Source organism: Haloferax marinum (genome assembly GCF_009674625.1).
Lineage (GTDB): Archaea > Halobacteriota > Halobacteria > Halobacteriales > Haloferacaceae > Haloferax > Haloferax marinum.
On sequence record NZ_WKJQ01000001.1, the window covers coordinates 2,641,211 to 2,667,399 of the forward strand.

The 26,189-nt window shown below is 60.3% G+C and carries 25 protein-coding genes; 16 read left to right on the forward strand and 9 right to left on the reverse strand.

Annotation, left to right across the window (positions count from 1 at the left end; genetic code table 11):
- Positions 1-200: 200 nt before the first annotated feature.
- Entirely contained in the window at positions 201-593 is a 393-nt protein-coding gene (locus tag GJR99_RS13270) for a hypothetical protein (RefSeq protein ID WP_151112928.1), read from the forward strand.
- 503 nt (positions 594-1,096) lie between these two features.
- Positions 1,097-2,260, forward strand: coding sequence for a hypothetical protein (locus GJR99_RS13275; RefSeq protein WP_151112930.1), 1,164 nt, complete (start codon positions 1,097-1,099; stop codon positions 2,258-2,260).
- Position 2,261: 1 nt separating this feature from the next.
- Here the strand turns inward: GJR99_RS13275 and GJR99_RS13280 are convergent, their stop codons facing one another.
- Complete coding sequence (locus GJR99_RS13280; protein WP_151112932.1) at positions 2,262-3,410, reverse strand: DNA cytosine methyltransferase; 1,149 nt, start codon at positions 3,408-3,410, stop codon at positions 2,262-2,264.
- Between the two features lie 799 nt (positions 3,411-4,209).
- Between GJR99_RS13280 and GJR99_RS13290 the strand changes: the two genes are divergently transcribed.
- Positions 4,210-5,658, forward strand: a complete 1,449-nt coding sequence (locus GJR99_RS13290) for a replication factor C large subunit (RefSeq protein WP_151112934.1) — start codon at positions 4,210-4,212, stop codon at positions 5,656-5,658.
- Positions 5,659-5,738: 80 nt separating this feature from the next.
- On the forward strand, positions 5,739-6,800 hold the full coding sequence (locus GJR99_RS13295; protein WP_151112936.1) for a zinc-dependent alcohol dehydrogenase family protein: 1,062 nt from the start codon (positions 5,739-5,741) through the stop codon (positions 6,798-6,800).
- Between the two features lie 31 nt (positions 6,801-6,831).
- On the opposite strand, the gene GJR99_RS13300 is transcribed toward GJR99_RS13295, so the two are convergent.
- The 6 genes from GJR99_RS13300 to GJR99_RS13325 form a co-directional block, all read right to left on the reverse strand.
- Positions 6,832-7,065: a hypothetical protein gene (locus GJR99_RS13300; RefSeq protein ID WP_151112938.1), complete on the reverse strand. Its 234-nt coding sequence runs from the start codon at positions 7,063-7,065 to the stop codon at positions 6,832-6,834.
- A gap of 97 nt (positions 7,066-7,162) precedes the next feature.
- The gene (locus GJR99_RS13305) at positions 7,163-7,891 is read right to left on the reverse strand and encodes an amino acid ABC transporter ATP-binding protein (RefSeq protein WP_151112940.1); all 729 of its coding nucleotides are present in this window, start codon (positions 7,889-7,891) and stop codon (positions 7,163-7,165) included.
- Positions 7,891-8,721, reverse strand: a complete 831-nt coding sequence (locus GJR99_RS13310; RefSeq protein ID WP_151112942.1) for an amino acid ABC transporter permease — start codon at positions 8,719-8,721, stop codon at positions 7,891-7,893. Before GJR99_RS13310 ends, GJR99_RS13305 begins: the two co-directional genes overlap by 1 nt.
- Before the next feature lie 48 nt (positions 8,722-8,769).
- On the reverse strand, positions 8,770-9,579 hold the full coding sequence (locus tag GJR99_RS13315) for a basic amino acid ABC transporter substrate-binding protein (protein WP_151112944.1): 810 nt from the start codon (positions 9,577-9,579) through the stop codon (positions 8,770-8,772).
- A gap of 309 nt (positions 9,580-9,888) precedes the next feature.
- Complete coding sequence (locus GJR99_RS13320; RefSeq protein WP_191967153.1) at positions 9,889-10,680, reverse strand: COX15/CtaA family protein; 792 nt, start codon at positions 10,678-10,680, stop codon at positions 9,889-9,891.
- A gap of 108 nt (positions 10,681-10,788) precedes the next feature.
- Positions 10,789-10,926, reverse strand: a complete 138-nt coding sequence (locus GJR99_RS13325; RefSeq protein ID WP_154325999.1) for a hypothetical protein — start codon at positions 10,924-10,926, stop codon at positions 10,789-10,791.
- Positions 10,927-11,021: 95 nt separating this feature from the next.
- Between GJR99_RS13325 and GJR99_RS13330 the strand changes: the two genes are divergently transcribed.
- From GJR99_RS13330 to GJR99_RS13345, 4 genes are all read left to right on the forward strand, one after another.
- The gene (locus GJR99_RS13330; RefSeq protein WP_151112948.1) at positions 11,022-11,312 is read left to right on the forward strand and encodes a hypothetical protein; all 291 of its coding nucleotides are present in this window, start codon (positions 11,022-11,024) and stop codon (positions 11,310-11,312) included.
- A gap of 83 nt (positions 11,313-11,395) precedes the next feature.
- Entirely contained in the window at positions 11,396-12,502 is a 1,107-nt protein-coding gene (locus GJR99_RS13335) for a M24 family metallopeptidase (protein ID WP_151112950.1), read from the forward strand.
- 120 nt (positions 12,503-12,622) lie between these two features.
- On the forward strand, positions 12,623-14,878 hold the full coding sequence (locus tag GJR99_RS13340; RefSeq protein ID WP_151112952.1) for an NADP-dependent malic enzyme: 2,256 nt from the start codon (positions 12,623-12,625) through the stop codon (positions 14,876-14,878).
- A gap of 174 nt (positions 14,879-15,052) precedes the next feature.
- Positions 15,053-15,829 (forward strand): sulfite exporter TauE/SafE family protein, encoded by a 777-nt coding sequence (locus GJR99_RS13345; protein WP_151112954.1) that lies wholly within the window; start codon positions 15,053-15,055, stop codon positions 15,827-15,829.
- A gap of 6 nt (positions 15,830-15,835) precedes the next feature.
- On the opposite strand, the gene GJR99_RS13350 is transcribed toward GJR99_RS13345, so the two are convergent.
- A complete protein-coding gene (locus GJR99_RS13350) occupies positions 15,836-16,474 on the reverse strand; it encodes a ribonuclease H (RefSeq protein WP_151112956.1) in 639 nt (212 codons plus the stop codon).
- Between the two features lie 151 nt (positions 16,475-16,625).
- Between GJR99_RS13350 and GJR99_RS13355 the strand changes: the two genes are divergently transcribed.
- The 6 genes from GJR99_RS13355 (at position 16,626) to GJR99_RS13380 (ending at position 23,958) form a co-directional block, all read left to right on the forward strand.
- Complete coding sequence (locus GJR99_RS13355) at positions 16,626-18,263, forward strand: ABC transporter substrate-binding protein (RefSeq protein WP_151112958.1); 1,638 nt, start codon at positions 16,626-16,628, stop codon at positions 18,261-18,263.
- 3 nt (positions 18,264-18,266) lie between these two features.
- Positions 18,267-19,265 (forward strand): ABC transporter permease, encoded by a 999-nt coding sequence (locus GJR99_RS13360; RefSeq protein ID WP_151112960.1) that lies wholly within the window; start codon positions 18,267-18,269, stop codon positions 19,263-19,265.
- Between the two features lie 16 nt (positions 19,266-19,281).
- Positions 19,282-20,346 carry an ABC transporter permease gene (locus tag GJR99_RS13365; protein ID WP_151112962.1) on the forward strand — a complete coding sequence of 355 codons (1,065 nt, stop codon included), beginning with the start codon at positions 19,282-19,284 and terminating at the stop codon, positions 20,344-20,346.
- A gap of 1 nt (position 20,347) precedes the next feature.
- Positions 20,348-21,514 carry an ABC transporter ATP-binding protein gene (locus tag GJR99_RS13370; protein WP_151112964.1) on the forward strand — a complete coding sequence of 389 codons (1,167 nt, stop codon included), beginning with the start codon at positions 20,348-20,350 and terminating at the stop codon, positions 21,512-21,514.
- A gap of 54 nt (positions 21,515-21,568) precedes the next feature.
- Positions 21,569-22,900: an ABC transporter ATP-binding protein gene (locus tag GJR99_RS13375; RefSeq protein WP_151112966.1), complete on the forward strand. Its 1,332-nt coding sequence runs from the start codon at positions 21,569-21,571 to the stop codon at positions 22,898-22,900.
- A 116-nt stretch (positions 22,901-23,016) separates the two neighbouring features.
- Positions 23,017-23,958, forward strand: a complete 942-nt coding sequence (locus tag GJR99_RS13380; RefSeq protein ID WP_151112968.1) for a DMT family transporter — start codon at positions 23,017-23,019, stop codon at positions 23,956-23,958.
- Positions 23,959-24,062: 104 nt separating this feature from the next.
- Here the strand turns inward: GJR99_RS13380 and GJR99_RS13385 are convergent, their stop codons facing one another.
- Complete coding sequence (locus GJR99_RS13385) at positions 24,063-24,344, reverse strand: transcriptional regulator (RefSeq protein WP_151112970.1); 282 nt, start codon at positions 24,342-24,344, stop codon at positions 24,063-24,065.
- A 414-nt stretch (positions 24,345-24,758) separates the two neighbouring features.
- On the opposite strand from GJR99_RS13385, the gene GJR99_RS13390 reads away from it, so the two are divergent.
- Both GJR99_RS13390 and GJR99_RS13395 read left to right on the forward strand, forming a co-directional pair.
- Positions 24,759-25,025 (forward strand): hypothetical protein, encoded by a 267-nt coding sequence (locus tag GJR99_RS13390; protein WP_151112972.1) that lies wholly within the window; start codon positions 24,759-24,761, stop codon positions 25,023-25,025.
- Positions 25,026-25,157: 132 nt separating this feature from the next.
- On the forward strand, positions 25,158-26,141 hold the full coding sequence (locus tag GJR99_RS13395; protein ID WP_151112974.1) for an aldo/keto reductase: 984 nt from the start codon (positions 25,158-25,160) through the stop codon (positions 26,139-26,141).
- The last annotated feature ends 48 nt before the right edge of the window (positions 26,142-26,189 follow it).

Genomic DNA, 26,189 nt, shown 5'->3' on the forward strand with positions numbered 1-26,189 from the left:
CGACGCCCACACATCCGCTATGCCCGTGGATCGAGTGGGATGTGAGCTCAGACAGAATTGTATCGCCGAAACTAAATCGACGATGTCGTCCGTCGGTGGGTGTGTCGGGCGTGGCTCAGATACTGCGAGACACTCTCACGCTCTGAGAATGGCGTGTGGAGTATTTGTCTATTCGTCGCGTCTTACTACGGAGTAGGACGATGAACTGGCATAGGGTCGTCGCAGTGTACGCACTCGCCGCCGGGGCAGCGATACTGGGACTGTGGACGGTGCTCGTGATGACAGAACAAGTGACCGAGTTGCGGACAGAACCATTTTCGATGTTCACTCACCTGGTCGCAGAGGGATTCACAGCGGTGACGCTTCTCAGTGCAGGTCTCGGACTGCTCCGGCGAAAAGAGTGGGCGCAACCGCTCTGTCTCGTCGGGTTCGGGATGTTGCTCTACTCGGTCATCAACAGTGCAGGTTACTACGCACAGTTGGGTCAAGTCGGCGCGATGGCGGTGTTTTCGGCGTTGGCGCTCACGACGGTCGTCGCCCTCGGTTGGGTGTTGGTAGACGCCCGGCAGCGTCGGAGACGGGCGTCGTGGTGAGCGTCTACACCGAGTAGTGTCCGTGTAGTCGAGTACTCACGCGGTGCTGAATCAGTCAGCGCAGTATCTGTTCGGCCGAGCAGTGAGGGCGGTAATTGAGTGAGGAACCCTCCACGACAGCCACGTCGACCGAAACACCAGACGCGATTCGAGACCTCGAATCTGAGGTGTGCGAAGTTTACAAAGAGTATTTTAAAATCCACTAGACAATTTCCGCCATTTCCAATGTACTCTGACAGTTGGACGACGGATTTGATGGACTCGAAGACGACTTGTACGAGTGGTGGACACGACGCTGAGAGGCGATTCGTACTCCTGGGTCGAACGAGATTAGAACCCACCGTGCATGGGGCCACGCAGAGACACGTCTGAAAGTCACTGATTTGGAACTAGTATCGTCGTGTGGCGTCTAGTCGAGTTCTTCGTTTAATAGCACTATTTTCATCTACTAGTTTAATTAGTCTGGCAGTTTTTATCCGACGGTCCAGCAAAATATTCGCCAGATGGAACCGGTTTGGAGTCGTTCCGATTTAGGGAGGTATTTGGAATCGATTGTCAACGAAGACGACATCGAAGAACAACTCATTCAGGAGTCGAGATGGAAAATCTCCTACCGCGAGTCGCAACTGGAACGGCGAGGGCTTCTCAGGATGCACCGAGAGGCCATGTCGCTGGAGGAAAAGAAGTTGGACTGGGCCGACTTGGGATTGACCGACCAAGCGAAAGAAACACTCGACAAAAGCGGTGTCGAGGAGACAGAATTACATCGGTTCTTTGCCCACCCCGGAGTTCTCGTCGAGTCCCCAGGACTGTTCCACTATTACCGCACTCTAGCTGGCGTGTCAGAAAACCGTCTGCGAGATATGAAAACCGTGAGACCAGCGGTTCGAAATCTGACCGGTTCGACTAAATCGCCAGAAGTCGACGACCCGACGAGGCGACTCTGTCGGTATTTCAACTCACTAATTAGTACGTGGGCGTCTGGTATTACAGACGGAGAGCCGAAACAGCGTGCTCTAACTAGTGCACTCCTCACCGAGGGTGCCGCCATAGAAGGTTCCTCACGGAATGCTGGAGGGAAAAAAGCGGTCGTCAACGTTGCCTCTGTGATCGTAGCGGACCTACACGAACACGACCGCCTGGATGCGTTCGTAGTGAAGCAGACCTCGAGTGATGATTTCGACCGAGTCTCTGCAGCAGAGCTTGGCGAGTCGTATCCATTGTCAGACCTCTCGGGTGCGTACGATGTCGATGCCATCTACGCCAAAAATGGAGGGAAGGTGAGCTTCTCTGAACCGGATATGATCGTAGAATCACCGAGTGGTGTAACCGGCTATGGGGAGATCAAAGACCGCAAAGACATCAGTAATCAGTGGGAAGGCTGGTTACCTCTCATAAGGAGTAAACTGGTCGATTTCAAATCACGGAACTCCTCAGCCAAGCGCATGGTTCTCCAACCTGTGTTCACTGAGCGAATGATTGATGGTGAGCGTGGGAGCGACGCAGAAGACGTAGGTGTGAGAGGCTTCATCGACGAAGACTTGCTTGACGTCCCATTTAACATCAGCAAAATTCTCGCTGATGAGGATTCTCGTGAGTTCTTCGGCGACTATATCAGGTCACTTCTGGGCTACTCAGTCGAGGTTCTAACTGTACCAAGCACGTAGCCTATAGCGACTCAAACGTCATTTGACGTGTTCCTTTCTCGCGGTTTGGGGCGAGTTCACGGAGTTTACTCGCGATAGCCTCGGCCAATTTTGGGGGCACTGCATTTCCGTTTTGTTCGTACCAGCTCACGAATGGACCCTCAAAGTTCCACCAATCCGGGAACGATTGAAGACGTGCAGCCTCTCGAACGGTGATATTCCGGTCCTGTTCGGGGTGAACGTACCTACCACACGACGGAGTACTGGACTTCCTCGTGATTGTGCCAGATGGTCGGTCCCAATGCATTCGACCATAGGTGTCACAGAAGGAACCCATATTGTCGTTTCTCGCTCGCTTCTTCATCGAATCGAGCCAATACTCTTCTTGATGGGGTTCAGGAATGTCCATCCACGACCCACCGTCGTTAGGGATATGGCCTAACATATTGATGATTCTTTGAGTGTGGTTTGGTGCGCGGTGCATCGGGTCTGACGGGTGAGTCTCGCCTGCCTCCACCGGCGGAAGGTCGACGATCGCGTCACGAACGGTTTGGTGGTTCTCGACCGTTGGAGCGGGAAGTTCGACTTTTCGTCCTTCTTTTCTCGCAACGATAATCGCCCGATTCCGTCGCTGGGGAACCCCGAAATCTGCGGCGTTGAGAACGTCGAACCTCACTAAGTATCCCGCACGCTTCAAAATCTCGTATGTGCGGTCCCAGTATTTCTCCTTGGAGCCACGAACCAACTCTGGAACGTTTTCCATGACGAAAAACTCCGGTTCCATCTCCACCATCAACTCCGCACTTAGCGACACCAACGTGTTTCGCTCATCGTGTTCGATGTTGTGCTTGTTACGGTGCTGACTGAACCCTTGGCAAGGGGCACAAGAAATCAGTACGTCGAGTTCACCCCGTTCGACACCGAACTCGTCGAGCAGATCTTCGGCATCGAATTCAGTGATGTCACCAACGACCGGTTCGATACCGATGTTACTCTCGTATGTCTTGGCCGCTTTCTTATTCTTGTCTAGCGCACCGACGCACTGGAAACCCGCCTCTTCGAATCCCAAACTCATCCCTCCTGCACCCGAGAAGAGGTCTGCGTACAACAAGTCTTCAGTAGATTCGGTGTCCCGTTCCATCGTATCCTTGGCAGAATCTACGTGCGTCATCGCTTATAAGACTCGGTAACGTTTCTTCCCGGTCGTTTTGAAGCCATGGTACTTTTCAAACGCATTAGTCTACAAAGACTTTCAAGTTCTTCAACTGTAGAATCACGTCGTATAAACCATATCCTATCGCAGAGTCCATCATGAGCAAATACGTCCTGAACGTGACTACTGTCCAACAGGGACACAAAATGCAACTAGTAAAAGAAGTACGAGAGATATGGGGTGAAGAGCGGACTAAACCGGGGGAGAAAATTGTGTTTTACGAAGATGACGATGGCAATATCATTATCGAGCCAGCAGGTAGACCGGAAGACTAGGTATCTCCTGTCTCCCCCACTCACGAGTACGATTACTATCGAACGTCTCGGGACGTCTAAGATGAATACAGAGCACGTCTGGCTCGATCAACGCGGCTCTGGAGGAGGGTACAATATGACTGTCGCGCACGAACTCGACCGAGATATTTCGAGACAGTTTCTCAACATCAAGCGGTGGCGGAGAGTTTCGAACGAAACATTCGAGAAGTTCAACTGAGCCTCCAAGCGTTCAAATGGACCTCCACACCCGCAAGACGCTCTTCGAGTCGTTCAGGGGGAGTTCGGCGCCAGAACCAACATCCGCGATGCATCTTTTCGACGACTGTACGCACTAAATCTGAGCGGTCGTCGATTTCGGGTCTTCTCTGCAAAGCCATCCCAATCTTCTTTTTGTCCCTCAGAAACTACGACGTGTATGCGCACAATCGTCGAACAGTCGTTGAACAAGTACGATAATCCCATCCACATGGTATGCACACGATATGACTGATTGGACGGAGAAGTACCGCCCATCGACGCTCTCGGAGGTGCGCGGGAACGACAAGGCCCGTGACGCCCTCGCAAAGTGGGCCAAGACGTGGGACGACCACCGCGAGGCAGTCGTCGTCTACGGGAGTCCGGGCATCGGAAAGACCTCCGCCGCCCACGCACTCGCCGCAGACATGGGGTGGGAGACGGTCGAGTTGAACGCCTCGGACCAGCGGACCGGTGACGTCATCGAGCGGTTCGCCGGCCGCGCGGCGAAGAACGCCACGCTTTCTGGGTCTTCGACTGGAACCTCGACCCGGCAGTTGGTCATCCTCGACGAAGCGGACAACATCCACGGCAACTACGACCGCGGCGGGTCGAGCGCCGTGACGAAACTCGTCAAGTCGTCGAGCCAACCCATCGTCCTCATCGCCAACGACTTCTACGACATGAGCCGTGGCCTGCGGAACGCCTGCCGCGAAATCGAGTTCAGAGACGTCTCCTCACGCTCTATCGTACCCGTCCTCCGCGACATCTGTCGGAAGGAGGGACTGGAGTTCGAATCGGACGCGCTCAAACAGATCGCCGACATGAACAGCGGCGACCTTCGGTCGGCCGTCAACGACCTGCAGGCCATCGCCGAAGGCCGAGACCGTATCACCAAAGAAGACGTGGTCATGGGCGACCGCGACCGCTCTGTCGGGCTCTTCGAGTTCCTCGACGCCGTCCTCAAAGAGAAGTCGGCCCAGGAGTCGCTCTACACCGCCTACGACGTCGACGAGACACCCGACGACCTCACCAAGTGGATAGAGGACAAGGTGTCGCTCGTCTACGAACCGGACGAACTCGCTCGTGCCTACGAGTTCCTCGCCAACGCCGACAAGTGGCTCGGTCGGGTTCGCGCCACGCAGAACTACTCCTACTGGCGCTACGCGACAGACAACCTCGCTGCCGGTGTCGCTGCCTCCCGTGACCGGACACGCGGCGGTTGGACACGCTACGGTGGCGCACCGTACCGGTCGACGCGGAACAAGACGCGCGACACCGTGGTTCGAAAGATTGCAGAGAACGGCGGGTTCAGCATGGCGACGGCCCGGCGCGAAGTCCTCCCGTATCTCTCGGCGCTGACGCACCACTGTAAACCGCGCGAACTGACCGTCGCGATGACGGCCTACTACGAGTTCGACGAATCGCACGTCTCCTTCGTCACCGGAAGCGGCGAGACGACGAACAAGGTCCAGTCTATCGTCGAAGACGCGGACGAACTTCGCGAGGAACTCGTCGAAGAACACGCTGGCGGCGCGTTCGCCGGGATGGAGAACGTCGAGATGGCCGACGGCGACGTGAGCGACGGCGCGTCCGACGACGTTCTCGACAGAGACACCGACGCCGACGACGCCACTCCGACCGAAGACGAGTCGGAGACCGACGACGGGCAAGCCGGGCTGTCTGACTTCTTCTGAACGACGACCGAGTTTCACATCCGGTTTCGACTTCTGCGTCCGGGTGAGGTTTTTATACGATACCGACCCCACCCCTGCGTATGCGTGCCGCAGTCCTCCGCGAACACGGTGAACCACTCGACGTAACTGACGTGCCTGCACCGACACTCGACAGCGAGGGCGTCGTCGTCGACGTCGAGGCATGTGGCATCTGTCGGAGCGACTGGCACGCGTGGATGGGCCACGGCGAGTGGGCGGACGACAATGTGGAACCGGGCCAGATTCTCGGCCACGAACCCGCCGGCCGCGTCGTCGAAGTCGGCGACCGCGTCGAGACGATTCGAGAAGGTGACCGAGTCGCGCTCCCGTTCAACCTCGCGTGCGGGTCGTGTGGCTACTGCCGAACTGGTCACGGGAACGTCTGTACTGGTGCCCATCCGCACGCGCTCGGCTTCGAGCAGACGGCACAGGGCGCATTCGCCGAACAGGTCCACCTCCCGTCGGCGGATTACAACGCCATCCGACTACCAGCGGGTGTGACCTCCCGCGACGTCGCCGCACTCGGCTGTCGGTTCATGACCGCATACAACGCACTGGAGGCACGGGCCGGCCTCCGCGCTGGCGAGTGGGTCGCCATCCACGGATGCGGTGGGGTCGGGCTCTCGGCGATACAGGTGGCGAACGCTCTCGGTGCCCGTGTCGTCGCCGTGGACGTCCGCGAGTCGGCGCTCGACGTAGCCGACGAACTCGGCGCGGACGTGCTCGTCGACGCGGCCGACGCAGACGTCGTCGAGTCGGTTCGCGACGCGACAGACGGCGGTGCACACGTCTCGGTGGACGCACTCGGCGTCGCCGAGACCTGTCGGAACTCGGTGCGGTGTGTCAGACCCCGTGGGACCCACGTACAGGTCGGACTCACGACAGCGGCGGAGCGCGGCGAGGTGTCGCTTCCAACCGACTGGATGACTCGCCACGAAGTGTCGTTCGTCGGTGCGCGTGGAATGCCGCCGACGAGCGCTCCCGACCTGCTGTCGCTCCTCGCGTCCGACACAGTCGACCCTGGGTCACTCGTGACGAAGGAAGTGTCTCTCGACGAGGTTCCCGAGCGATTGGCGGCGATGACCGACTACGACACCGTCGGCGTGGAAGTCATGACGATGTAAAAACCTGGGTAGAGGGGGGACCGGTGTCGCGTCAGGCAGTCGGCGTGAGAACGCGCTTCTGTTCGTCCGAGTCGTCTGCGTCGAGTCCGCTCCAGACGGTGGTTCCGCAGTCGGGGCAGTCGATGCGGTGGACGCGTTCACCGTCCATCTGTGTCGGCCAGTCGTCGATACCAGCGGCGCGACCGCAGGTCTGGCAGAACAGGACTGTCTTCAGTCTCGTGGTGTCGGGCGGGTCGGCGCTGAACGTGTGTGGAGGGCAGTTCATGCCGCAGAAAGCGGTGCTCCGGGGTATAAGGCTGTTGGATAGCTGTCGGGTGTGTGCCCGACTAACCCGTCTCAGAGAGGGGAGCGAGACGACTCCCTCAGAGGAGTTTCGAGAGGAACTGCTTGCCGCGGTCGGTCGTCGGGTTCTCGAAGAACACTTCCGGTGGCGAGTCCTCGACGACACGGCCGTCGGCCATGAGGACGATACGGTCACCGACTTCGCGGGCGAAGCCCATCTCGTGGGTGACGACGAGCATCGTCATCCCTTCCTCGGCGAGTCCTTGCATGACGTCGAGCACTTCCCCGACGAGTTCGGGGTCGAGTGCGCTCGTCACTTCGTCGAAGAGCATCACGCGTGGGTCCATCGCGAGTGCGCGGGCGATGGCGACACGCTGTTGTTGTCCACCCGAGAGTTGGTTCGGGTAGGAGTTGGACTGCGCGCTGAGACCGACACGGTCCAAGAGCGACTCTGCCCGCTTTTCGGCGGTCGATTCGTCGAGGCCCTTGACCTTCGTCGGAGCGAGCGTCACGTTCTCCAACGCCGTCTTGTGCGGGAAGAGGTTGAAGCTCTGGAACACCATCCCGATGCGCTGTCGCAGTCGGTTGATGTCCGCGTTCGGGTCCGAGATAGATTGGTTGTCGAGACGAATCTCTCCGTCTTGAATCTCTTCGAGACGGTTCGCACAGCGAAGGAGCGTCGACTTCCCCGACCCGGATGGGCCGATGATGACGCACACTTCGCCTTCTTCGACGTTCAGGTCGACGTCCTTGAGGACGTGCGTGTCGCCGAAGAACTTGTCCACCTTGTCGAACTCGAGGAGACTCATCAGCGGTCACCTCCCCAGTCGGAGCGGGCTTCGAGGTAGCGAACCACCTTGCCGAGCGGCAACGTGATACCGAGGTACGCGATTGCGACGAGCAGAATCGGCGTCCACGGGTCGAACGTCGCGGAGTTGATCTGGCGGAACGCGCTGATGAGTTCGGGGACGGCGATGACCGTCAGGAGCGAGGTGTCCTTCACGAGGATGACCTGGTCGTTCCCGATGGCGGCGAGTGCGTTACGCCACGCTTGTGGGAGGACGACTTCGCGCATCGACTGCACGTAGGACATTCCGAGCGACCGAGCGGCCTCCATCTGGCCTTCCGGGACGGCGTTGATACCGCCACGGACGGCCTCACCGACGTACGCAGCGTGGTTGAGGGTTAGCCCGATGATGGCTGCTGGAATCGCCCAGTTCTGAATCGGGAACTCACCCGGTGGCCAGAACGCTGGAATCCCGAAGAAGATGACGATGAGCTGGAACAAAAGCGGCGTCCCACGGAAGAATTCGACGTACCCACTTGCCACCGTGTTGGTGACGCGGGTCTTCGAGACACGCCCGAGGCCGACGAAGATGCCGGCGATGATAGAGAGGACGCTCCCGGCGAGGAAGATGCCGAGGACGAGTAGGTAGGCGTTGACGAACTGCGGATAGATGATCTCGACGAACAGGCCGAAATCCACTTGCGTGAAAATGATCGCCCCGATGAACAGCCCCACGACGAGTGTGAACAGTGTGGCGACAGCAGCGCCTGCAAACTTGAGCGTCTTGTCGTTCAAAAACTGCTCTTGGAACTCGTCGTCGGCGGTTCGTCCGTCTGAGTATGATTCAGCCATTGATAATGGTTAACACAGTGTTTGTATAAAAACGGGTGGTGCGTCGGTTCAGCCCGAGAAGTAGTTCGAGTAGATCTCGTCGTACGTCCCGTTGTCTTTGATGGTCGCGAGGGCGCCGTTGACCTCTTCGCGGAGGTCGTCGTCGTCCTGGCGGAAGCCGATACCGTACTCTTCGACGGTGAGAGTGAGGTACGGCGGTGCCTCTTTACCGGCCTCTGATGCAGCGCCTTCGCCTTCGAGGAACACAGCGCTCTCGCTCTGGTTGACGAACTCGGCGTTGACGGTGTTGTCGTTGACGACTGCGACGACCTGGTTGTTTCTGAGCGCGTCGAACGCGCCGGTAATCTGGTCGTAGCGCTGGATAGTCAGGTCGCCACCGAACTCTTCTTTGAGTTGGTCGGCGGCACCTGCGCCGGTGGTCCCCTTCTGGACACCGACTGTCTTGCCTTTGAGGTCCTCTTTCGCGGAGATGTCGCCGTTCTCGAGGACGACGATGGTCTGGTACGCGGTGAAGTACGGGTCGGAGAAGTCGATCTTCTCTGCGCGTTCTTCGGTGATGGTCATCGCGGACATGATGACACGGAAGTTCCCGTTGTTGAGCGACGGGATGATACCGTCGAAGCTGGTCTTCTGGAACTCGTGCTCGTAGCCTAGTTCGTCGCTGAAGACTGCCTGTGCGATGTCGACGTCGAAGCCGGTGAGTTCGCCATCGGTGGTCTCCCACTCGAATGGACGGTACGGAATGTCCGAACCGATGGTAATCGTCTCACTGCCGCCACCGCCGCCGCCGAGACAGCCAGCCAACGTAAACGCGGCCGCTGCCCCTGCAGAGCCCTTCAGATAGGTACGACGTTTCATAACAAACCACGGTAGCACACCCCCATATAACACTTCTTCGGTCTGAGACTCGATTCACGTCGATTTTGGTGAAAATTGCCAACAAACGAGCTGAATGAATAGAAATACCCCCCATACTCAGAAGATATCCAATATTTAGAATTAGTCTGGTATAATTCTCTAATCATCTCTCCAATTTCTGATTCCTATAAAATTGTGTTGTCACTAGTGGCTAGAAGTCAGATACCGAGTCAGTGTTCGACGGTCGTGCTCCAGTCGGCGTCGTTGGTGATGTGGTGAGTCAGTCGGCGTCGTTGATGATGTGGCGAGTCAGTCGGCGTCGTTGGTGATGGTATCTCGCGGACGGGGGAGACCACCGCGGACCAAGAACGCGGCGGCGACGACGAGTACGAGGGCGACGACAGTCCCACCGAGGTGGGCCAGTTGGAGCGCCGGGCCGTACACCTGTCTTCCGACGATGAGTAAGGTGACGACGACGACACTCGCGGGAGCAGTGACCAGTCGGAGTCGGCCGTAGACGTCCGCGCGAGACCCGTGGGCGGCGTTCGCCCAGAGCGTCGCGGCGACGAGTGCGGCGTAGGTCGTGAGGCCGACGACGTAGTACGTCGCTTGCGTCAGCGGGCCGAACGAGACGAACGCGTGCGGTGCGAGGATGAGCATGATGGGTGCGCCGACGAGCGCAACTCGGATGGCGTCTGCGACACGTGGAATCCCACGCTCAGAGAGCCCCCACGCGGCGGCGGCGACGACGGCGGTGAAGATGGAGGTTGCGACGACGTAGTGCGCGGTGAGGATGACCCACTCGTACTCGGTGACGGTGAGCGCACCGAGGACGATTTGGAACGGGAGAATCGCGGTGGCGACGACGAGCGCCCAGCGAACGCGTGCTGCGACGCCTTCGCGCCACGCTTTCACCGTCGTTCCGAGGATGAGGAAGCCAGTGAGCATGGCGACGAGGCGGTGGAACCACTCGATGAAGCTGCCCCAGTTGGCGGGGAACAGTCCGAGGAATCCGTCACAGAACGGCCAGCGACCGTCACACGTCAGTCCGGCACCCGAGGCGGCGGTGTAGACCCCGAGAACCATCAGGATGCCAGTCATCGCGGCGGCACCCGCGAGGAGGCGGCGAAGCCGAGGTGTCATACGCGGGGGTCAGGCCTGCGCAAACTTATATCACTCAGGTTCGGGCGTCGAAGCTGCCTCGGGTGGTCACGCACGCTCGACGTCCACGAATCGTCCATCTCCGTCGAGCGTCTCGGTCTCGACTCTGTGCCAGTCGTATCTCCGCAACTCGTAGCCGTGTTCGTGGGAGAACGCGGTGGCAGTCGGGGCAGACGTGACACCCACCGGACGTATATCGATTTCAGTCCGAAATCCAATAGAAATGTATTTCAGCGAACATATTTTGGCTCAGAGCGCCTCCTCGATATCGGGGGAGAAAGATGAACCAACTGTGGCCCAAGCGGGGGTTTGTGGCACTCTGTGTGCTGCTGGGACTCCTCGTCACTGGTGTCGGAGCGGTGGCGGCAGACGAACTGTTCGACGAACACGACACCGACGGTGAAGAGTGTGACCTTCTGTACGCCGACGCGTACGCAGAAATCGACACGCTCGCGGAGCGACTTCCGGTCGACCACGTGTTAGAAGCGGACGTGCTCGGACCGATTCAGGCAGTCGTCTCGCAACTCGACTACGACGTGAAGACGCGTGGCTGTGCGGTCGAATCGGCCTGAGCGGCTATCTTTTTTGGGTGTCCTTCGACCGAGTCCGAGAGACGAGTCGTCCCATTCAAGTCAATTCAGTTGGACGCCGGGATATGAACGAGCGACTCGCATCTCGGGCCGACCGTCTCGACGCGTACCTCGACGAGACCGGCCTCGAGGCAGTCTGGTTCGCCCGCCCGAACTCGTTTGCGTGGCTCCTCGGCGGCGACAACGTCGTCGACCGCGACTCGTCCGTCGGCGTCGCGGCCGCCGGGTACGACGGCGACGAGTTCCACGTCGTGACCGACAACATCGAAGCGACTCGACTTCTCCACGAGGAAGTGCCGCACGAAGACGTGCGAATCCACCAGTACCAGTGGTACGAAGGCTCCCTCGAATCCGGCGTCGCAGCGGTCTCACCCACGCCAGCGGCCGCCGACTTCGACGTCCCCGAGTTCGACGCTGTCGACGCGGGGGAACTCCGCCAACCACTCACCGAAGACGACGTCGACGCGTTCCGAGAACTCGGCCGTGACGTGGCGAGCGCCGTCGAACGCGTCTGCCGACAACTCGAACCGCAGGACATGGAGACCGAAGTCGCCTCGGGACTCCGGGTCACCCTCGGTGCGATGGGCATCGAGACGCCCGTCGTCCTCGTCGGTGGAAGCCGACGCGCCCAAAAATATCGTCACTACACACCGACCCAAGAGCGTATCGGCGACTACACACTCGTCTCTGTGACGGCACAACGAGACGGCCTCTACGCGAGTTGTACGCGCACCGTCGCCTTCGACGCTCCCGATTGGCTCGAGTCGCGTCACCAAAAGACGATGCAGGTCGAGACGAACGCGCTGGCGGCGACGCAACGAGTGGCCGCAGACGGTGGAACTGCTGGTGACGTGTTCGACGTCATCCGCGACTCGTACGACGAGGTTGGCAACTCCGACGAGTGGTTGAACCACCACCAGGGAGGGGCCGCAGGCTACGCCGGACGCGAGTGGTTCGCACGTCCCGGTGGTGACGACCCAGTCTCCGTCCCGATGGCGTACGCCTACAACCCGACCATCGAGGGCGCAAAGAGCGAAGACACCGTCCTCGTCACCGACGAGACTATCGAGGTGTTGACGACGACCGGTCAGTGGCCGACGGAGACGGTCACAGATACCACTGGCGAGGTGGAACTCGAACGCCACGGAATTCTTCACATCAATTTAGAGTAATTTTTTGGCGGAGAATCGGCCCAACACTGGCCGACGCCCGTCGGCGGTTCGACTATCGTCGAAGTTCTCGTTCGACGGCGTTGGATAGTTTTTTGCCTCCAGCGCGTGCAGGTCTAAATCATGGGACTGGACGACGATTCACGGGAATATCACCGGCGTGACCCGCCTGGTAAAATCGAGATTGCGACGACAAAGCCGACGAACACACAACGGGACCTGAGTCTCGCGTACTCACCGGGCGTGGCGGCACCGTGCCGTGACATCGCCGACGACGAGGACGCGGCCTACGAGTACACCTCGAAGGGGAACCTCGTGGGTGTCGTCTCGAACGGGACGGCCGTCCTCGGACTCGGAGACATCGGCGCATCGGCGTCGAAACCCGTCATGGAGGGGAAGGGCGTCTTGTTCAAGCGCTTCGCCGACATCGACGTGTTCGACATCGAACTCGACATCACCGACGTCGACGACTTCGTCGCCGCGACGAAGGCGATGGAACCGACGTTCGGTGGCATCAATCTGGAGGACATCAAGGCTCCGGAGTGTTTCGAGATCGAACAACAACTCCGCGAGCAGATGGACATCCCCGTCTTCCACGACGACCAGCACGGGACGGCCATCATCTCCGGTGCGGCCCTCCTCAACGCGGCAGACATCCTCGACAAGGAACTCGACGAACTCGACATCGTCTTCTCCGGTGCGGGTGCGTCCGCACTCGCCACGGCACGGTTCTACGTCTCGCTCGGCGCGAAGAAAGAGAACATCACGATGTGCGACTCCTCTGGCATCATCACCGAGTCGCGCGTCGAAGCAGGCGACGTCAACAAGTACAAAGCCGAGTTCGCCCAGCCAGTCGAAGAGGGCGACCTCGCCGACGCCATGGCGGGTGCGGACGTCTTCGCCGGCCTGTCTATCGGCGGTATCGTCTCCCAAGAGATGGTCCAGTCGATGGCCGAAGACCCCATCATCTTCGCGATGGCGAACCCGGACCCCGAAATCACCTACGAGGACGCCAAGAGCGCCCGTGACGACACGGTCATCATGGCCACGGGGCGCTCCGACTACCCGAACCAGGTGAACAACGTCCTCGGATTCCCGTTCATCTTCCGCGGCGCACTCGACGTGCGGGCGACCGAAATCAACGAGGCGATGAAGCGCGCGGCCGCCGAGGCACTCGCAGAACTCGCCCGACAGGACGTGCCCGACGCCGTCGTCAAAGCCTACGGCGACCACCCGCTGCAGTTCGGTCCCGACTACCTCATCCCCAAGCCGCTCGACCCCCGCGTGCTGTTCGAAGTCGCGCCGGCGGTCGCACAGGCGGCACAGACCTCTGGTGCGGCCCGCAAGCGTCTCGACATGAACGAGTACCGCGAGCGCCTCGAGGCACGCCTCGGGAAATCTCGCGAGATGATGCGCGTCGTCCTCAACAAGGCGAAGTCCAATCCGAAGCGGGTCGCACTCGCCGAGGGAACCAACGAGAAGATGATTCGGGCGGCCTACCAGATGCAAGAAGAAGGCATCGCCCAGCCCATCCTCATCGGCAACACCAAACGCATCCTCCGGAAGGCCGAAGAGTTGGGCCTCGATTTCGACCCCACCATCGCCAACCCGCGTGACGGCGAGTGGGACCACTACGCCGACCGACTGTACGAACTCCGCCAGCGAAAGGGCATCACGGAGTCCGAGGCGAGCGAACTCATCCGCCGCGACTCCAACTACTTCGCCAGCATCATGGTCGAGACGGGCGACGCCGACGCGATGCTCACGGGGCTTACCCACCACTATCCCGCTGGGCTTCGGCCACCGCTGCAGGTCGTCGGCACTGCCGAGGACGCGAACTACGCGGCCGGTGTCTACATGATGACGTTCAAGAACCGCGTGGTCTTCTGTGCCGACACGACGGTCAACCTCGACCCCGACGAGGAGATTCTCGCGGAGATTACGAAACACACCGCGAAACTCGCCCGCCGGTTCAACATCGAACCGCGTGCGGCGCTCCTCTCGTACTCTAACTTCGGCAGCGTCAACAACGAAGGGACGGCAAAGCCCCGTAACGCGGCCAAGTTGCTGCAGGACGACCCAGAAGTCGACTTCCCCGTCGACGGCGAGATGCAGGCCGACACGGCACTCGTCGAGGACATCCTCGAAGGGACCTACGACTTCGCAGAACTCGAAGAACCGGCGAACGTGCTCATCTTCCCGAACCTCGAAGCGGGGAACATCGGTTACAAACTCCTCCAGCGCCTCGGCGGTGCAGAGGCCATCGGCCCGATGCTCGTCGGCATGGACAAACCGGTCCACGTCCTCCAGCGCGGCGACGAAGTGAAAGACATCGTCAACCTCGCGGCGACGGCAGTCGTGGACGCGCAAGAAGAGTAAGGCGGTAACCGCACGGAACCGAACCGAGCGTAGCGAGGTTCGGATTTTTCCCTCCAGATTTTTGCGGTGACGGTGAGCGAAGCGAACCCGAACCGGAAAGAGGTGGTGCGACGCCCCTGCGCCGACAGCGCAATCGGGGCATGTGTTCAAGAACATACGTGCGAGAATCGTTCCATGGAGGTTACACTCGCCGCCGCGGCACTCGTCTTCGGTATCGTCGCGCTCGGCGGTTTCGTCACTGGCGTCAACGGATTCGGATTCTCTGTCGTCGGCACCGCGCTTCTCGCGGCCACGATTGGGCCGCAGACGGCCGTCGTCGTGATGATTCTCCCAATTCTCGCAGGAAACGTCTCGCTCGTCCGTGAACTCGACCGGACGAGTATGCAATCGTGTGTTCGTCGGTTCTGGCCCTACGTCGCCGGGGCACTCGTCGGGACCGTCGTCGGCATGCTTTTGTTGTCGGTGATTCCGACCCAACCACTGACGCTCGCACTCGGGGTGTTCGTCCTCGTCTACGTCGCCTTTTCCCAACCGTGGGTGTCGATTCCCGGTGAGCGACGACTCCGAACACTCTGTTTCACCGATGGAACCGGGATGAAAGCGGCCCTCGGCCTCGTCTCCGGTCTCGTCTTCGGCGCGAGTAACGTCGGCGTGCAGGTCATCGCCTACCTCCAGTCGCTGGAGTTAGACCGACAAACGTTCGTCGGCGTCGTCGCGATGATTTTCCTCGGTATCTCGACGGTCCGGGTCGTGATGGCGTCCGCTCTCGGCCTGTTCGGTGGGGGCGACGTCTTGCTGTTGTCTGCTGTCGCGGCCGTGCCTGGACTCCTCGGTGTGAGCGCTGGAAAGTGGGTCCGGCCACGACTACCTGTGTCGTACCAGCAGGTCGGCACGATGGGGCTCCTGTTCGTCATCGGTCTCCGACTAACGAGTCGGGGAATCGGATTTTGAGGAGGGTCAGTCGCCCGCCCGGCCTTCGAACCGAGACGGTGGGAGGTAACTCACGTCGGTGTCGCTCTCGGTGTCGAAGTCGAGCGGTTCGGGGAGGACACAGCGGTCGGCCTGCCTGTTGACGTGTTCGTACTCCGCGGGTGAGTTGGCGAGTGGGTGTGCCGGGTTGTCCCTGCTGTCGATGCGGGCGGCGCGCACCTCGTCGAAGCCGGCGATTCGGGCCTGAATCCCGCGCCAGTGGTGTTCGCTACCTGGTGGGACGACGATTCGCTTCGGTGACTTCCAGTCGGGGTGGTTGCCGGCGAGAACGGCGTTGTTCACGTTCGCGGCGAGGTCGTCGTGGTCGACGAGGACACCGACGCGGGAACCCGGCGGTGCACGGTGAGCGAGGACGTCCAATCCGAGGTGGAGCGCCCGATACTCCGAGATGTTGTTGTTCGGAGCAGCGTCGGAGAATGCGATACGGGCGACTCGCTCACCGTCACGGGTTTCTATTACGGCACCGAGTCCGCCGCCGTTCGGTCGGTACGACCCGTCTGTCGCCACGTAGAAGTGACGGTGATGGGTCCGCGGTGGGTGCGCGATGTGGGGCGTTGGCGAGTCGTCGAACAAGTCCCTGAGGGTGGGACGGCCGGTCACGGCCATACGAATCGTTCGGAGATGGTCGATAATAAACATACCCCGTCCCTGCGGGCGAATATTGCTATATTATATAACTAGAATATATATAGCCAAATCGGGGAAACGACTAGGGAAAGACAATGGATATAAGAACGGCCGACGCAATCTTTCTCCGATGACTGATAGCAATTCTCACATCGGACGTCGGTCCTACTTGAAGCTCGCTGGAGGCGCTGCGGCCTCCGCTGCACTCGCCGGTTGTACCGGTGGCGGTGACGAAGAGGAGACGACGACGGCAGCAGAAGAGACGACGACGGAAACTGGCGGCGAAGAGACGACGACCTCGACGCCAGAAGAATCGACCGAACCGTTCAACGTGACGATTACGCAAGGCCAGATGCCTTCGGGTCTCGACCCGCAGGACCACCGTGAGACGCCGACAGACATCGTCGTTCTGCACGCGTACGATGGTGTACTGACCCGTGACGCAACCGGTGCGATGCAGACTGCACTCGCGACGAACTACGAGCGAATCGAGGGCGAAAACGCCGTTCGGTTCGACATCCGTGAGGGCGTCACGTTCCACAACGGCGAGGAACTCACGCCCGAAGACGTCGCGTTCAGTATCAACCGCGTCGTCGACGAGGACGTCAGCTTCGCGAGCCCACAGTCCGACCAGCTCGCTGGCGTCGCCAGCGCAGAGGTCATCGAGGGCGAGAACGCCGTGAAGGTGAACAACTCGTCGCTCAACCCCATCGTCTTCTCCGAATTTGCGACCTATCTCGACGTGATGCAGCAGTCGTGGGTCGAAGGGAACAGCAAGGCGTTCATCAGCCAGAACATGAACGGAACGGGTCCGTTCAAACTCGACTCCTACACCGAAGACGAGGAAGTCGTCCTCTCGCGCTACGAGGATTACTGGAAGGAACCTGCAGCGGTCGAGACGCTCACCTTCCGCGCCGCATCCGAAGCGAGTACGCGTGTGAACCAACTCCTGCAGGGCGAGACGGACGTCATCGTCAACGTCCCGCCGCAGGAAGTCCAGCGTGTCAACAACAACGAGAACACCCGTGTCGCCGCGGCACCATCGACGCGTATCATCTACAACGCGATGCGCTACGACGTCGAACCGTTCGACTCCGTGAAGTTCCGCCAGGCGATGAACTACGCCATCGACCTCGAGAGCATCGTCCAGAACGTTCTCGGTGGCTTCGGTGCGCAGACGAGTCAACCGACGCTTCCCGAGTTCGTCGGCCACAACGAAGACCTCGACCCGTACCCGTACGACCCCGAGATGGCCGAACAACTCGTCGAAGAGTCCGGCTACGCCGGCGCAGAAATCGAACTCAACACGCCGGTCGGCCGCTACCTGAAAGACCTCGAAATCTCGCAGGCAGTCGCAGGATACATCGACGAACTCCCGAACGTGTCGGCGTCGGTCCGCCAGCGCGACTTCGGTTCGCTCGTCGACGAACTCCTCGCCGGGTCCATCGAAGAACGCCCGCACTGGTTCCTCATTGGCTGGGGCGAAGCGACGTTCGACGGCGGTCTCGTCATGACGGCACTGCTGTCGTCTGAGGGACTGCTCACGACGTGGCAGAACGAAGAGTTCGACTCGCTCCTCGAACAGGCTGGCAACCAGTCCGGAGACGAACGCGACGCGACGCTCCAGGAAGCAAACACGCTGGCACACGAAGAGTGTCCGTGGATCTTCCTGAACCAGCAGTTCAGTGTCTACGGCGTCAACGACTCCATCGCGTGGGAAGCCCGCTCCGACGAGCGTATCGATGCGTACGACATGAGCCTGAAGTAGTCGATGTCACTGTCGAGGTTCCTCATCAAACGCTCGCTCCAGGGGCTGTTCGTCATCTGGGGGGTCATCACGGTCGTCTTCGGTCTCCGGTTTATCTCACCGGGGGACCCGGCGAACGTGCTGTTACCGCCCGACGTCGACCCGGAGGTCAGAGCGCAGGTCATCGCGGAACTCGGGCTCAACGAACCCCTGTACGTCCAGTACTGGGAGTTCATCTCGGGCATCCCGTTCGGTGACCTCGGGCTCTCACTCGTGACGAGAACGCCAGTCGCGTCTCGCGTCGTCACGAAACTCCCGGCCACACTCGAACTGGCGATTGCAGCGACTATCGTCGCAGTCATCATCGCGATTCCGCTGGGCGTCGTCTCAGCGACGCGACGACACGAACCCGCCGACTACGGCGCGACGGTGTTCTCGCTGGTCGGCATCAGTACGCCGAACTTCTGGCTGGGCGTGATGCTCATCCTGGTGCTCGCGGTGCAACTGAACCTGTTTCCGACGAGTCAGCGTCCCATCGGTATCGATGGCATCCTCTTGCTCGTCCTCGATGGGGACCTCGGCGCGGCAGCAGATGGACTCGGCACGTGGTTGTGGCACATCACACTGCCCGCGATTACTCTGGGGACCTACTTCACCGCGCTCATCACGCGTCTCACTCGCAGCGGTATGCTCGACCAGTTAGGTCGAACGTACGTCAGAGCATCGCGAGCGAAGGGCCTTCCCGAGACACTCGTCCGCTACAAGCACGTGCTTCGAAACACACTCATCCCGGTTATCACCGTCATCGGCCTGCAACTCGGTACGCTCATCGGTGGTGCTGTCATCACCGAGGCCGTCTTCGCGTGGCCGGGACTGGGGACGTTAATCATCAACAGCATCAACGCACGCGACTGGCCGGTCCTTCAGGGGTCGCTCATCGTCGTCGCAGTTGGTTTCGTCCTCGTGAACATCCTCGTAGACGCGCTGTACGCCTACGTCAACCCACAGGTGGCCTACGATTGAACCAGGCCGTTAATCGATGATATCGGAACGAACAATCAGAAACCTTCGCCGGGAACTAAACCGAAGTTTTCTCGCGAAGATTGGCATCGCCGTCGTCGTCCTCATAGTAGCGATGGCCATCTTCGCGCCGTTTATCTCGCCGTATAGTCCGGGACAACAGAATCTCGAAAATGCACGCCAACCACCCCTCGGATTCAGCACGAAAGAGACCAAGGAGGTGACGAAGATGGACAACGGAAGTGTCGTCATCGAAGATGGCCAAGTCGTCACCGAAACACAAACGGTGTACACGAACGCCTCGGTGGCACACCCCCTCGGGACCGACGGTAACGGGCGAGACATCCTCTCCCGTATCATCTACGGTGCCAGAACGTCCATCCTCGTCGGTCTGTTCGGCACGTCGCTCGCTGCACTCATCGGTGTCCTCGTCGGTCTCTCGGCGGGGTTCTACCGTGGGCGCGTCGACGACTTGCTGATGCGCGGAGCGGACATCATGCTCGCGTTCCCGTCGCTCGTCCTCGCAATCGCCCTCGTGGGCGTCTGGGGGCAAGCACAGGCACCGATACCCGACCCGTTCGTCGTCTCCGGAATCGCACCAGCGTTCCGGTCCGCCATCGGGTTGTCGACAGGGATGCCCGACACAATCGTCCTTCCGGGGACGGTTATCGTGGTCGTCGCCCTCGTCAACTGGGTGTGGTTCGCCCGTGTCGCACGCGGCGAAGCGCTCTCTATCCGCGAAGAGGAGTACGTGAAAGCCGCGCGCGCACTCGGTGCGAGCGACGGTCGGACGGTGCTTCGGCACGTCCTCCCCAACGCAATCACGCCAATTCTCGTGCTCGCGACGATTCAGGTCGCCGCGATTATCTTGCTGGAATCCGCACTGTCGTTCCTCGGCTTTTCCGGGGCCGACGTGTCGTGGGGCTTCGACATCGCACTCGGCCGGCAGTATCAGTCCACTGCGTGGTGGATTTCGACGATGCCCGGTCTCGCCATCGTGGTGACGGTCATCGGATTGAACCTCGTCGGCGATTGGCTCAGAGACGCACTCGACCCCGGTATCGAAGGGGAGGGAGGTGTCTGAGATGGCAAATCCCATCCTCAAGATTCGGAACCTGACGACCCGCTTTTTCACCGAAGAAGGGCAGGTCAACGCAGTCGAATCCGTCTCGTTCGACGTCGAAGACGGGGAAATCTTCGGTATCGTCGGCGAATCCGGGTCCGGAAAGTCGGTCACCGCGTTGTCGGTCATCGACCTCATCGAGTCACCCGGCCGCGTGACCGAAGGCGAAATCTGGTATCGCAACGAAGCGCTCGCAGAGGAGTTCCGTGGGTCGCGTCCAGCGGCCGTCGACGGCGACTTCGTCGACGTCCGACAACTCCCCGAAGGCGTCCGTCGGTCGCTTCGCGGTCCGTCGTTCAGCATGGTGTTTCAGGACCCGATGAGCAGTTTCAACCCGTCTCTCACCGTCGGCGAGCAGATCGCCGAAGCGGTAGAGGTCCAACGCCGTGCCCGGTCGAACCCGCGCAGCACTCGCTCGCGGACGCAAGGCTACGGCCTCGGGTCGCTCATCGCCGATACACTGCTCCCCTCGCAGAGTTACGTCTCCGAAGAGAGCATGGAGCGAGCAGTCGAACTGCTCGACCAGGTCGGAATTCCAGACCCGGAAGACCGGGCCGACGAGTACCCACACCAGTTCTCTGGTGGGATGCTCCAGCGAGCGATGATTGCACAGGCGCTCGCCGGCGAACCCGACATCCTCGTCGCGGACGAACCGACGACGGCACTCGACGTGACGATTCAAGCGCAGATTCTCAACTTGCTCCGCGACCTGCAAGAACGCGAAGGCATGAGCATCCTGATGATTACTCACGACCTGGGCGTCATCGCTCGGATGTGTGACCGCGTCGGCGTCATGTACGCGGGAGAAATCGTCGAACGAGGCCCGCTCGGGGAGATATTCGACGCACCCGTTCACCCGTACACCCAAGGGTTGCTCGGGTCGATTCCGGACGTGGACGACCCTTCGACACGCCTCGAACCCATCTCGGGGAACGTCCCGAGTCTCATCGACTCGGAGATGCCAGACGCGTGTTACTTCGCAGACCGGTGTCCCAAAGCTATGAACGACTGTCTGACTCGCATTCCGGAGTACGAACTCGACGGCCGACACAGTGTCCGCTGTGTACTCGCAGAGCGCGAGTACGACCCGACGGAGGCTATCGACTCGGAGGTGTTGGCCGATGATTGAACGACGTGAATCGTCGGCGTGCTCACCGGAACGGAGTTCTGGAGGTGTTGGCCGATGACTGAGCCACTCCTCGAAGTCCGTGACCTCCAGAAGTACTACTTCGAACGGGACACGTTCATCGACACGCTGCTCGGCCGCGAGCGGCAGAGCGTCAAAGCAGTAGACGGAATCTCGTTCGAAATCGAACCCGGTGAGACCCTGGGACTCGTCGGCGAGTCCGGCTGTGGGAAGTCGACGACCGGTGAGACGCTGCTTCGCCTCCGAGAGGCGACCGGAGGGTCGGTCCGTTTCGACGGGCAAGACGTCTTCGAGATGGACTCAGAGGAACTCAAGGCGTTCCGCAAGGACGTCCAAATCGTCTTCCAGGACCCGTTCTCGAGTCTCGACCCGCGGATGACTATCGGAGACATCATCGTCGAACCGCTGAAGATACACGACATCCCCGAGGACCCTGGCGACCAGTCGAAGCGTGAGTGGCGGCGCACCAAAGCGGGCGAGTTACTGAAGCGCGTCGGCCTCTCGGCCACGCAACTCGACCGGTACCCACACGAGTTCTCCGGTGGGCAGCGCCAGCGTATCGGCATCGCCCGTGCACTCGCGCTCGAACCCGACTTCATCGTGCTCGACGAACCGGTGTCCGCGCTCGACGTGAGTGTCCAAGCACAGGTGCTGAACCTACTCGGCGACCTGCAAGAGGAGTTCGGTCTCACCTACCTCTTTATCGCTCACGACCTCTCGGTCGTCCGCCACATCTGTGACCGCGTCGCGGTGATGTATCTCGGCAACATCGTCGAGTTCGGGCCGACCGACGAACTGTTCGAGTCGCCGAAACACCCCTACACGAAGGCACTCTTGGAGAGCGTCCCACGACCATCGACGTCCGAACACGGCCGCCGCGTGGACGCACTCTCCGGCGACGTTCCGTCGCCGCGGAACCCACCGTCCGGATGTCGCTTCCGAACCCGTTGTCCGCAGGTCATCCCCCCGTCCGACCTCGACATCGACCAGGAGACGTACCGCGCCGTGATGGACCTCCGTGACGCACTCGTCGTCGGCGACGTCAACCCAGACCACATCTGGGACGCCGCCGACCCCGAACGCGTCGACGAAGAAGCGTTCATCGACGAAGCACGGTCCCGCCACGTCGACGCCGAACTTCGCGGTGAAGTCGCCGGCGTGGTCGACACTGCGCTCGGATATCTCGCAGAGGGCGACGACGCACGGGCCGAAGAGACGCTCCGAAACCGATTCGAGAGTCCGTGTGAGACGCGACGCCCAGGCGTTGGCGACGCTACGCACCCTGCTGCGTGCCACCTCTACGAGGGTTCAGACGAGGTGACCGTCATCGAGACGAACGCGAGCGAACCGCTCGAAGCGGACGACTGAGCGAACTTCAGTCGGTCGTTTTTCTCCACTGCTCTCCGTTCGGTGAGTCACACGTCTGTTCCGGCGAAACCGCCACACATCGAAACGTTCAGGCCCCCACCGAGCACATCACCGCTGTGACACGGTATCGCAACCTCGTGCTGTTCGTCGTCCTCGCCGCTGTCTGGGGGTCGGCGTTTATGGCTATCAAAGCCGGATTGGAGTTCTTCCCACCGGTGCTCTTCGCCGCCCTCCGTTACGACATCGCCGGGGTGATAATGCTCGTCTACGCACTCTACGTGACAGACTCGCCACTCCCCCGTGGTCGAACAGAGTGGACCGAAATCGCTATCGGCGCAATCTTCCTCATCGCGGCCTACCACGCGCTGTTGTTCATCGGTGAGACGGACCCGGCCGTCACGAGTGCCGCTGCGGCCGTCATCGTGAGTCTCAGTCCGGTTCTCACGTCTGGGTTCGCACGCGTGCTCCTCCCGAGCGAGCGACTGACCAAACTCGGTATCGTCGGACTCCTCCTCGGACTCGTCGGCGTGGCCGTCCTCTCGGAACTCGACCCGCAGAATCTACTCGCCGGTGGCACCGTCGCAAAGCTTCTCATCCTCGGTGCAGCGGCGTCGTTCGCTCTCGGGTCGGTCCTCACCCGCCGCCTCGAATCAGAGATGCCGATAGAGACGATGGAAGCGTGGTCGATGCTCGGCGGAGCGCTGTTGATGCACATCGTCTCGGTGGGACTCGGAGAGTCGTTCACCGAGGTCGTCGTGAACACGGAGTCGCTTCTCGCACTCGGCTATCTGTCCATCGCCGCGAGTGCAATCGGCTTCCTCATCTACTTCGACTTGCTCGAACAGTTGGGTCCCATCGAAATCAATCTCGTCTCCTACGTGGCACCGATATTCGCCGCACTCGCTGGGTGGGCGTTCTTGAGCGAAGTGCCGAACGTCGCTACTGCGAGCGGATTCGGCCTCATCTTCCTCGGCTTCGTCCTCCTGAAACGCGGGGCGATTCGGCGTGAACTCCGCCACCGGTTCGGCAGTGCGTCCTCACCGAGCGACTCAGACTGAGGTAGTGACCGAGGCCGAGGCGGAGACTGAGCGTCTGTTTTCAGTTCTATCGTCGGTTCTGCGTTCGGTTCTGCGTTCGGTTCGACCTTCGATTCTATCTTCAGTTACTCGTCGATTCGTTCGACTGCTGTGACCTCACCAACCATCGACCAGCCGTCTTCACCCGGTGCTCGACGACCGACGATGACCGACTCGTTGTCGTCAGTCGTCGCGAATCGATACAGTGCGTCGTCGCCGGTTCGTGTCCCTTCTGCCTGAAACTCCGTCTGGAAGAACTCTGCGCTCTTTAGCGAAAACGTGTCTTCGATGTCGTCGCCGACGACGAGACGCATCGCCTTCGGGTGGATGTTGTACATACGCTTGGCGACTCGGTTGAGATCCGACATGGTTCGCCAGTCGTTCCCCTGAAGTAAATCGATACGGGAACGCCGTCGGCTCCGACACCGGGTCTTGCAGGCACAACCCACCTTTTCCCTCCGTTAGGATGGCAGACTGTCTCACAGGGGGTCATATTTCGTTATTCCTAACTAGCAACTTGATGGGGGTCGTGTGTGTCGATTTGTGTGCGCATAACGTCACGTTCGGTCGGCATATTCAACTGACCGTTACAGTTCAATATTACAGATGGTAATTCAGAAGAAAAACGTTAGAAGCGTCTATAAACGGTTAAATGACTTCTCAGGCGCGCATGAAATTTCATATTTACCAGAATATCTCCGATAAATGAGGGTGAAACGAAGTGAATCCTCGCACGTAATTATGACCCCTCGTGTCGTTATAGAAGATGCAGGTTCCCCGCTATGTCGAATTCATCAACCAACCTCCCCCGCGAACGCATCTCCAGACTCCGGGAGATGGTCGCAGACGAACAGCAACTACCGACCGGTGTGAGACTCGTCGCAGCACCCCTCCGCTTCGTCGGGTTTTGGGCCGCAGTCGCCCTCCCCTTCCTGTACGTGCCACTCTTGTTCGGTGGCCTGCAGGCGAGCGAACTTACGGTCTTCGTGGCGCTCGTCGCCCTCAACGCTCTCGCACTCGTTATCGGTCACAACTACGCCCGTTCGTAATCACCGGGTCGCCCCTCCTCCACTCCGACTTTTTACGGATATCCCGACTGCGATAGTGTTCTGTTAATCCACGATATTCCGCTGTGAACGGAAATCGGGGTTCTTTATTCTCGGCCAGTCGTCGATTCGGGTATGTCGCTCGAGATGGTCCCGTTGGGACGAACCGGAACGAAGGTTTCGGAACTCGCGTTCGGTACGTGGCGATTTGGCCGACAGAACGACACCGGCGACGTCGAAGTCGGTGCCGCACAGGCACACTCACTTCTCGACGCCTACGCCGCTGCAGGTGGGAACTTCATCGACACTGCAGACATGTACGGAGACGGTGCGAGCGAGACGTACATCGGCGAGTGGCTTTCGAGTCGCGACCGAGAGGACTTCGTCGTCGCGTCGAAGATATTCTGGCCAACTCGCGACGACGCCAACGGCCGCGGCCTCAACCGCAAACATCTCCGCCGACAGATCGACCGCATCCTCGACCGACTCCGGACCGACTACGTGGACCTGCTGTACATCCACCGCTGGGACGACGACACCCCCGTCGAGGAGTTCATGCGCACGCTCGACCAGTTCGTCCGCGACGGGAAGGTGAACTACCTCGGAACCTCCACGCTCGACCCGAACGCCTGGAAGGTCGTCAAGGCGAACGAGTTAGCCGACCGCCGGGGGTACGAACCCTTCCGAATCGCACAACCGCGGTACAACGTCGTCAACCGAGAAGTCGAGGGCAACTATCTCGAGATGTGTGCGGACTACGACATCGGCGTCATCCCGTGGTCACCGCTCGCGGGTGGCTTTCTCACCGGCAAGTACGCTCGCGACGAGACCCCGCCGCCGGACTCCCGCGCCGCGAACGACCAGCGGTTCGCGGATTCGTATCTCACCTCGGAGAACTTCGACGCGCTCGACGCCGTCGAGTCAGTCGCTGCAGCGGTCGGTGCGTCGCCCGCACAGGTGAGTCTCGCGTGGCTCATGCACCACCCACAGGTGACGGCACCGGTCATCGGTGCGCGGACCGTTGACCAACTCCAAGAGAACGTCGTCGCCGCCAACATCGACCTCTCTGCCGACCAGTTCGAGCGTCTCTCGGCCGCCAAACGTCACCTCTCGGTGTAGAGCGTCCAAACCGTCAGGTGTAGGTGTCGCGGGCGGGAACTACCGACT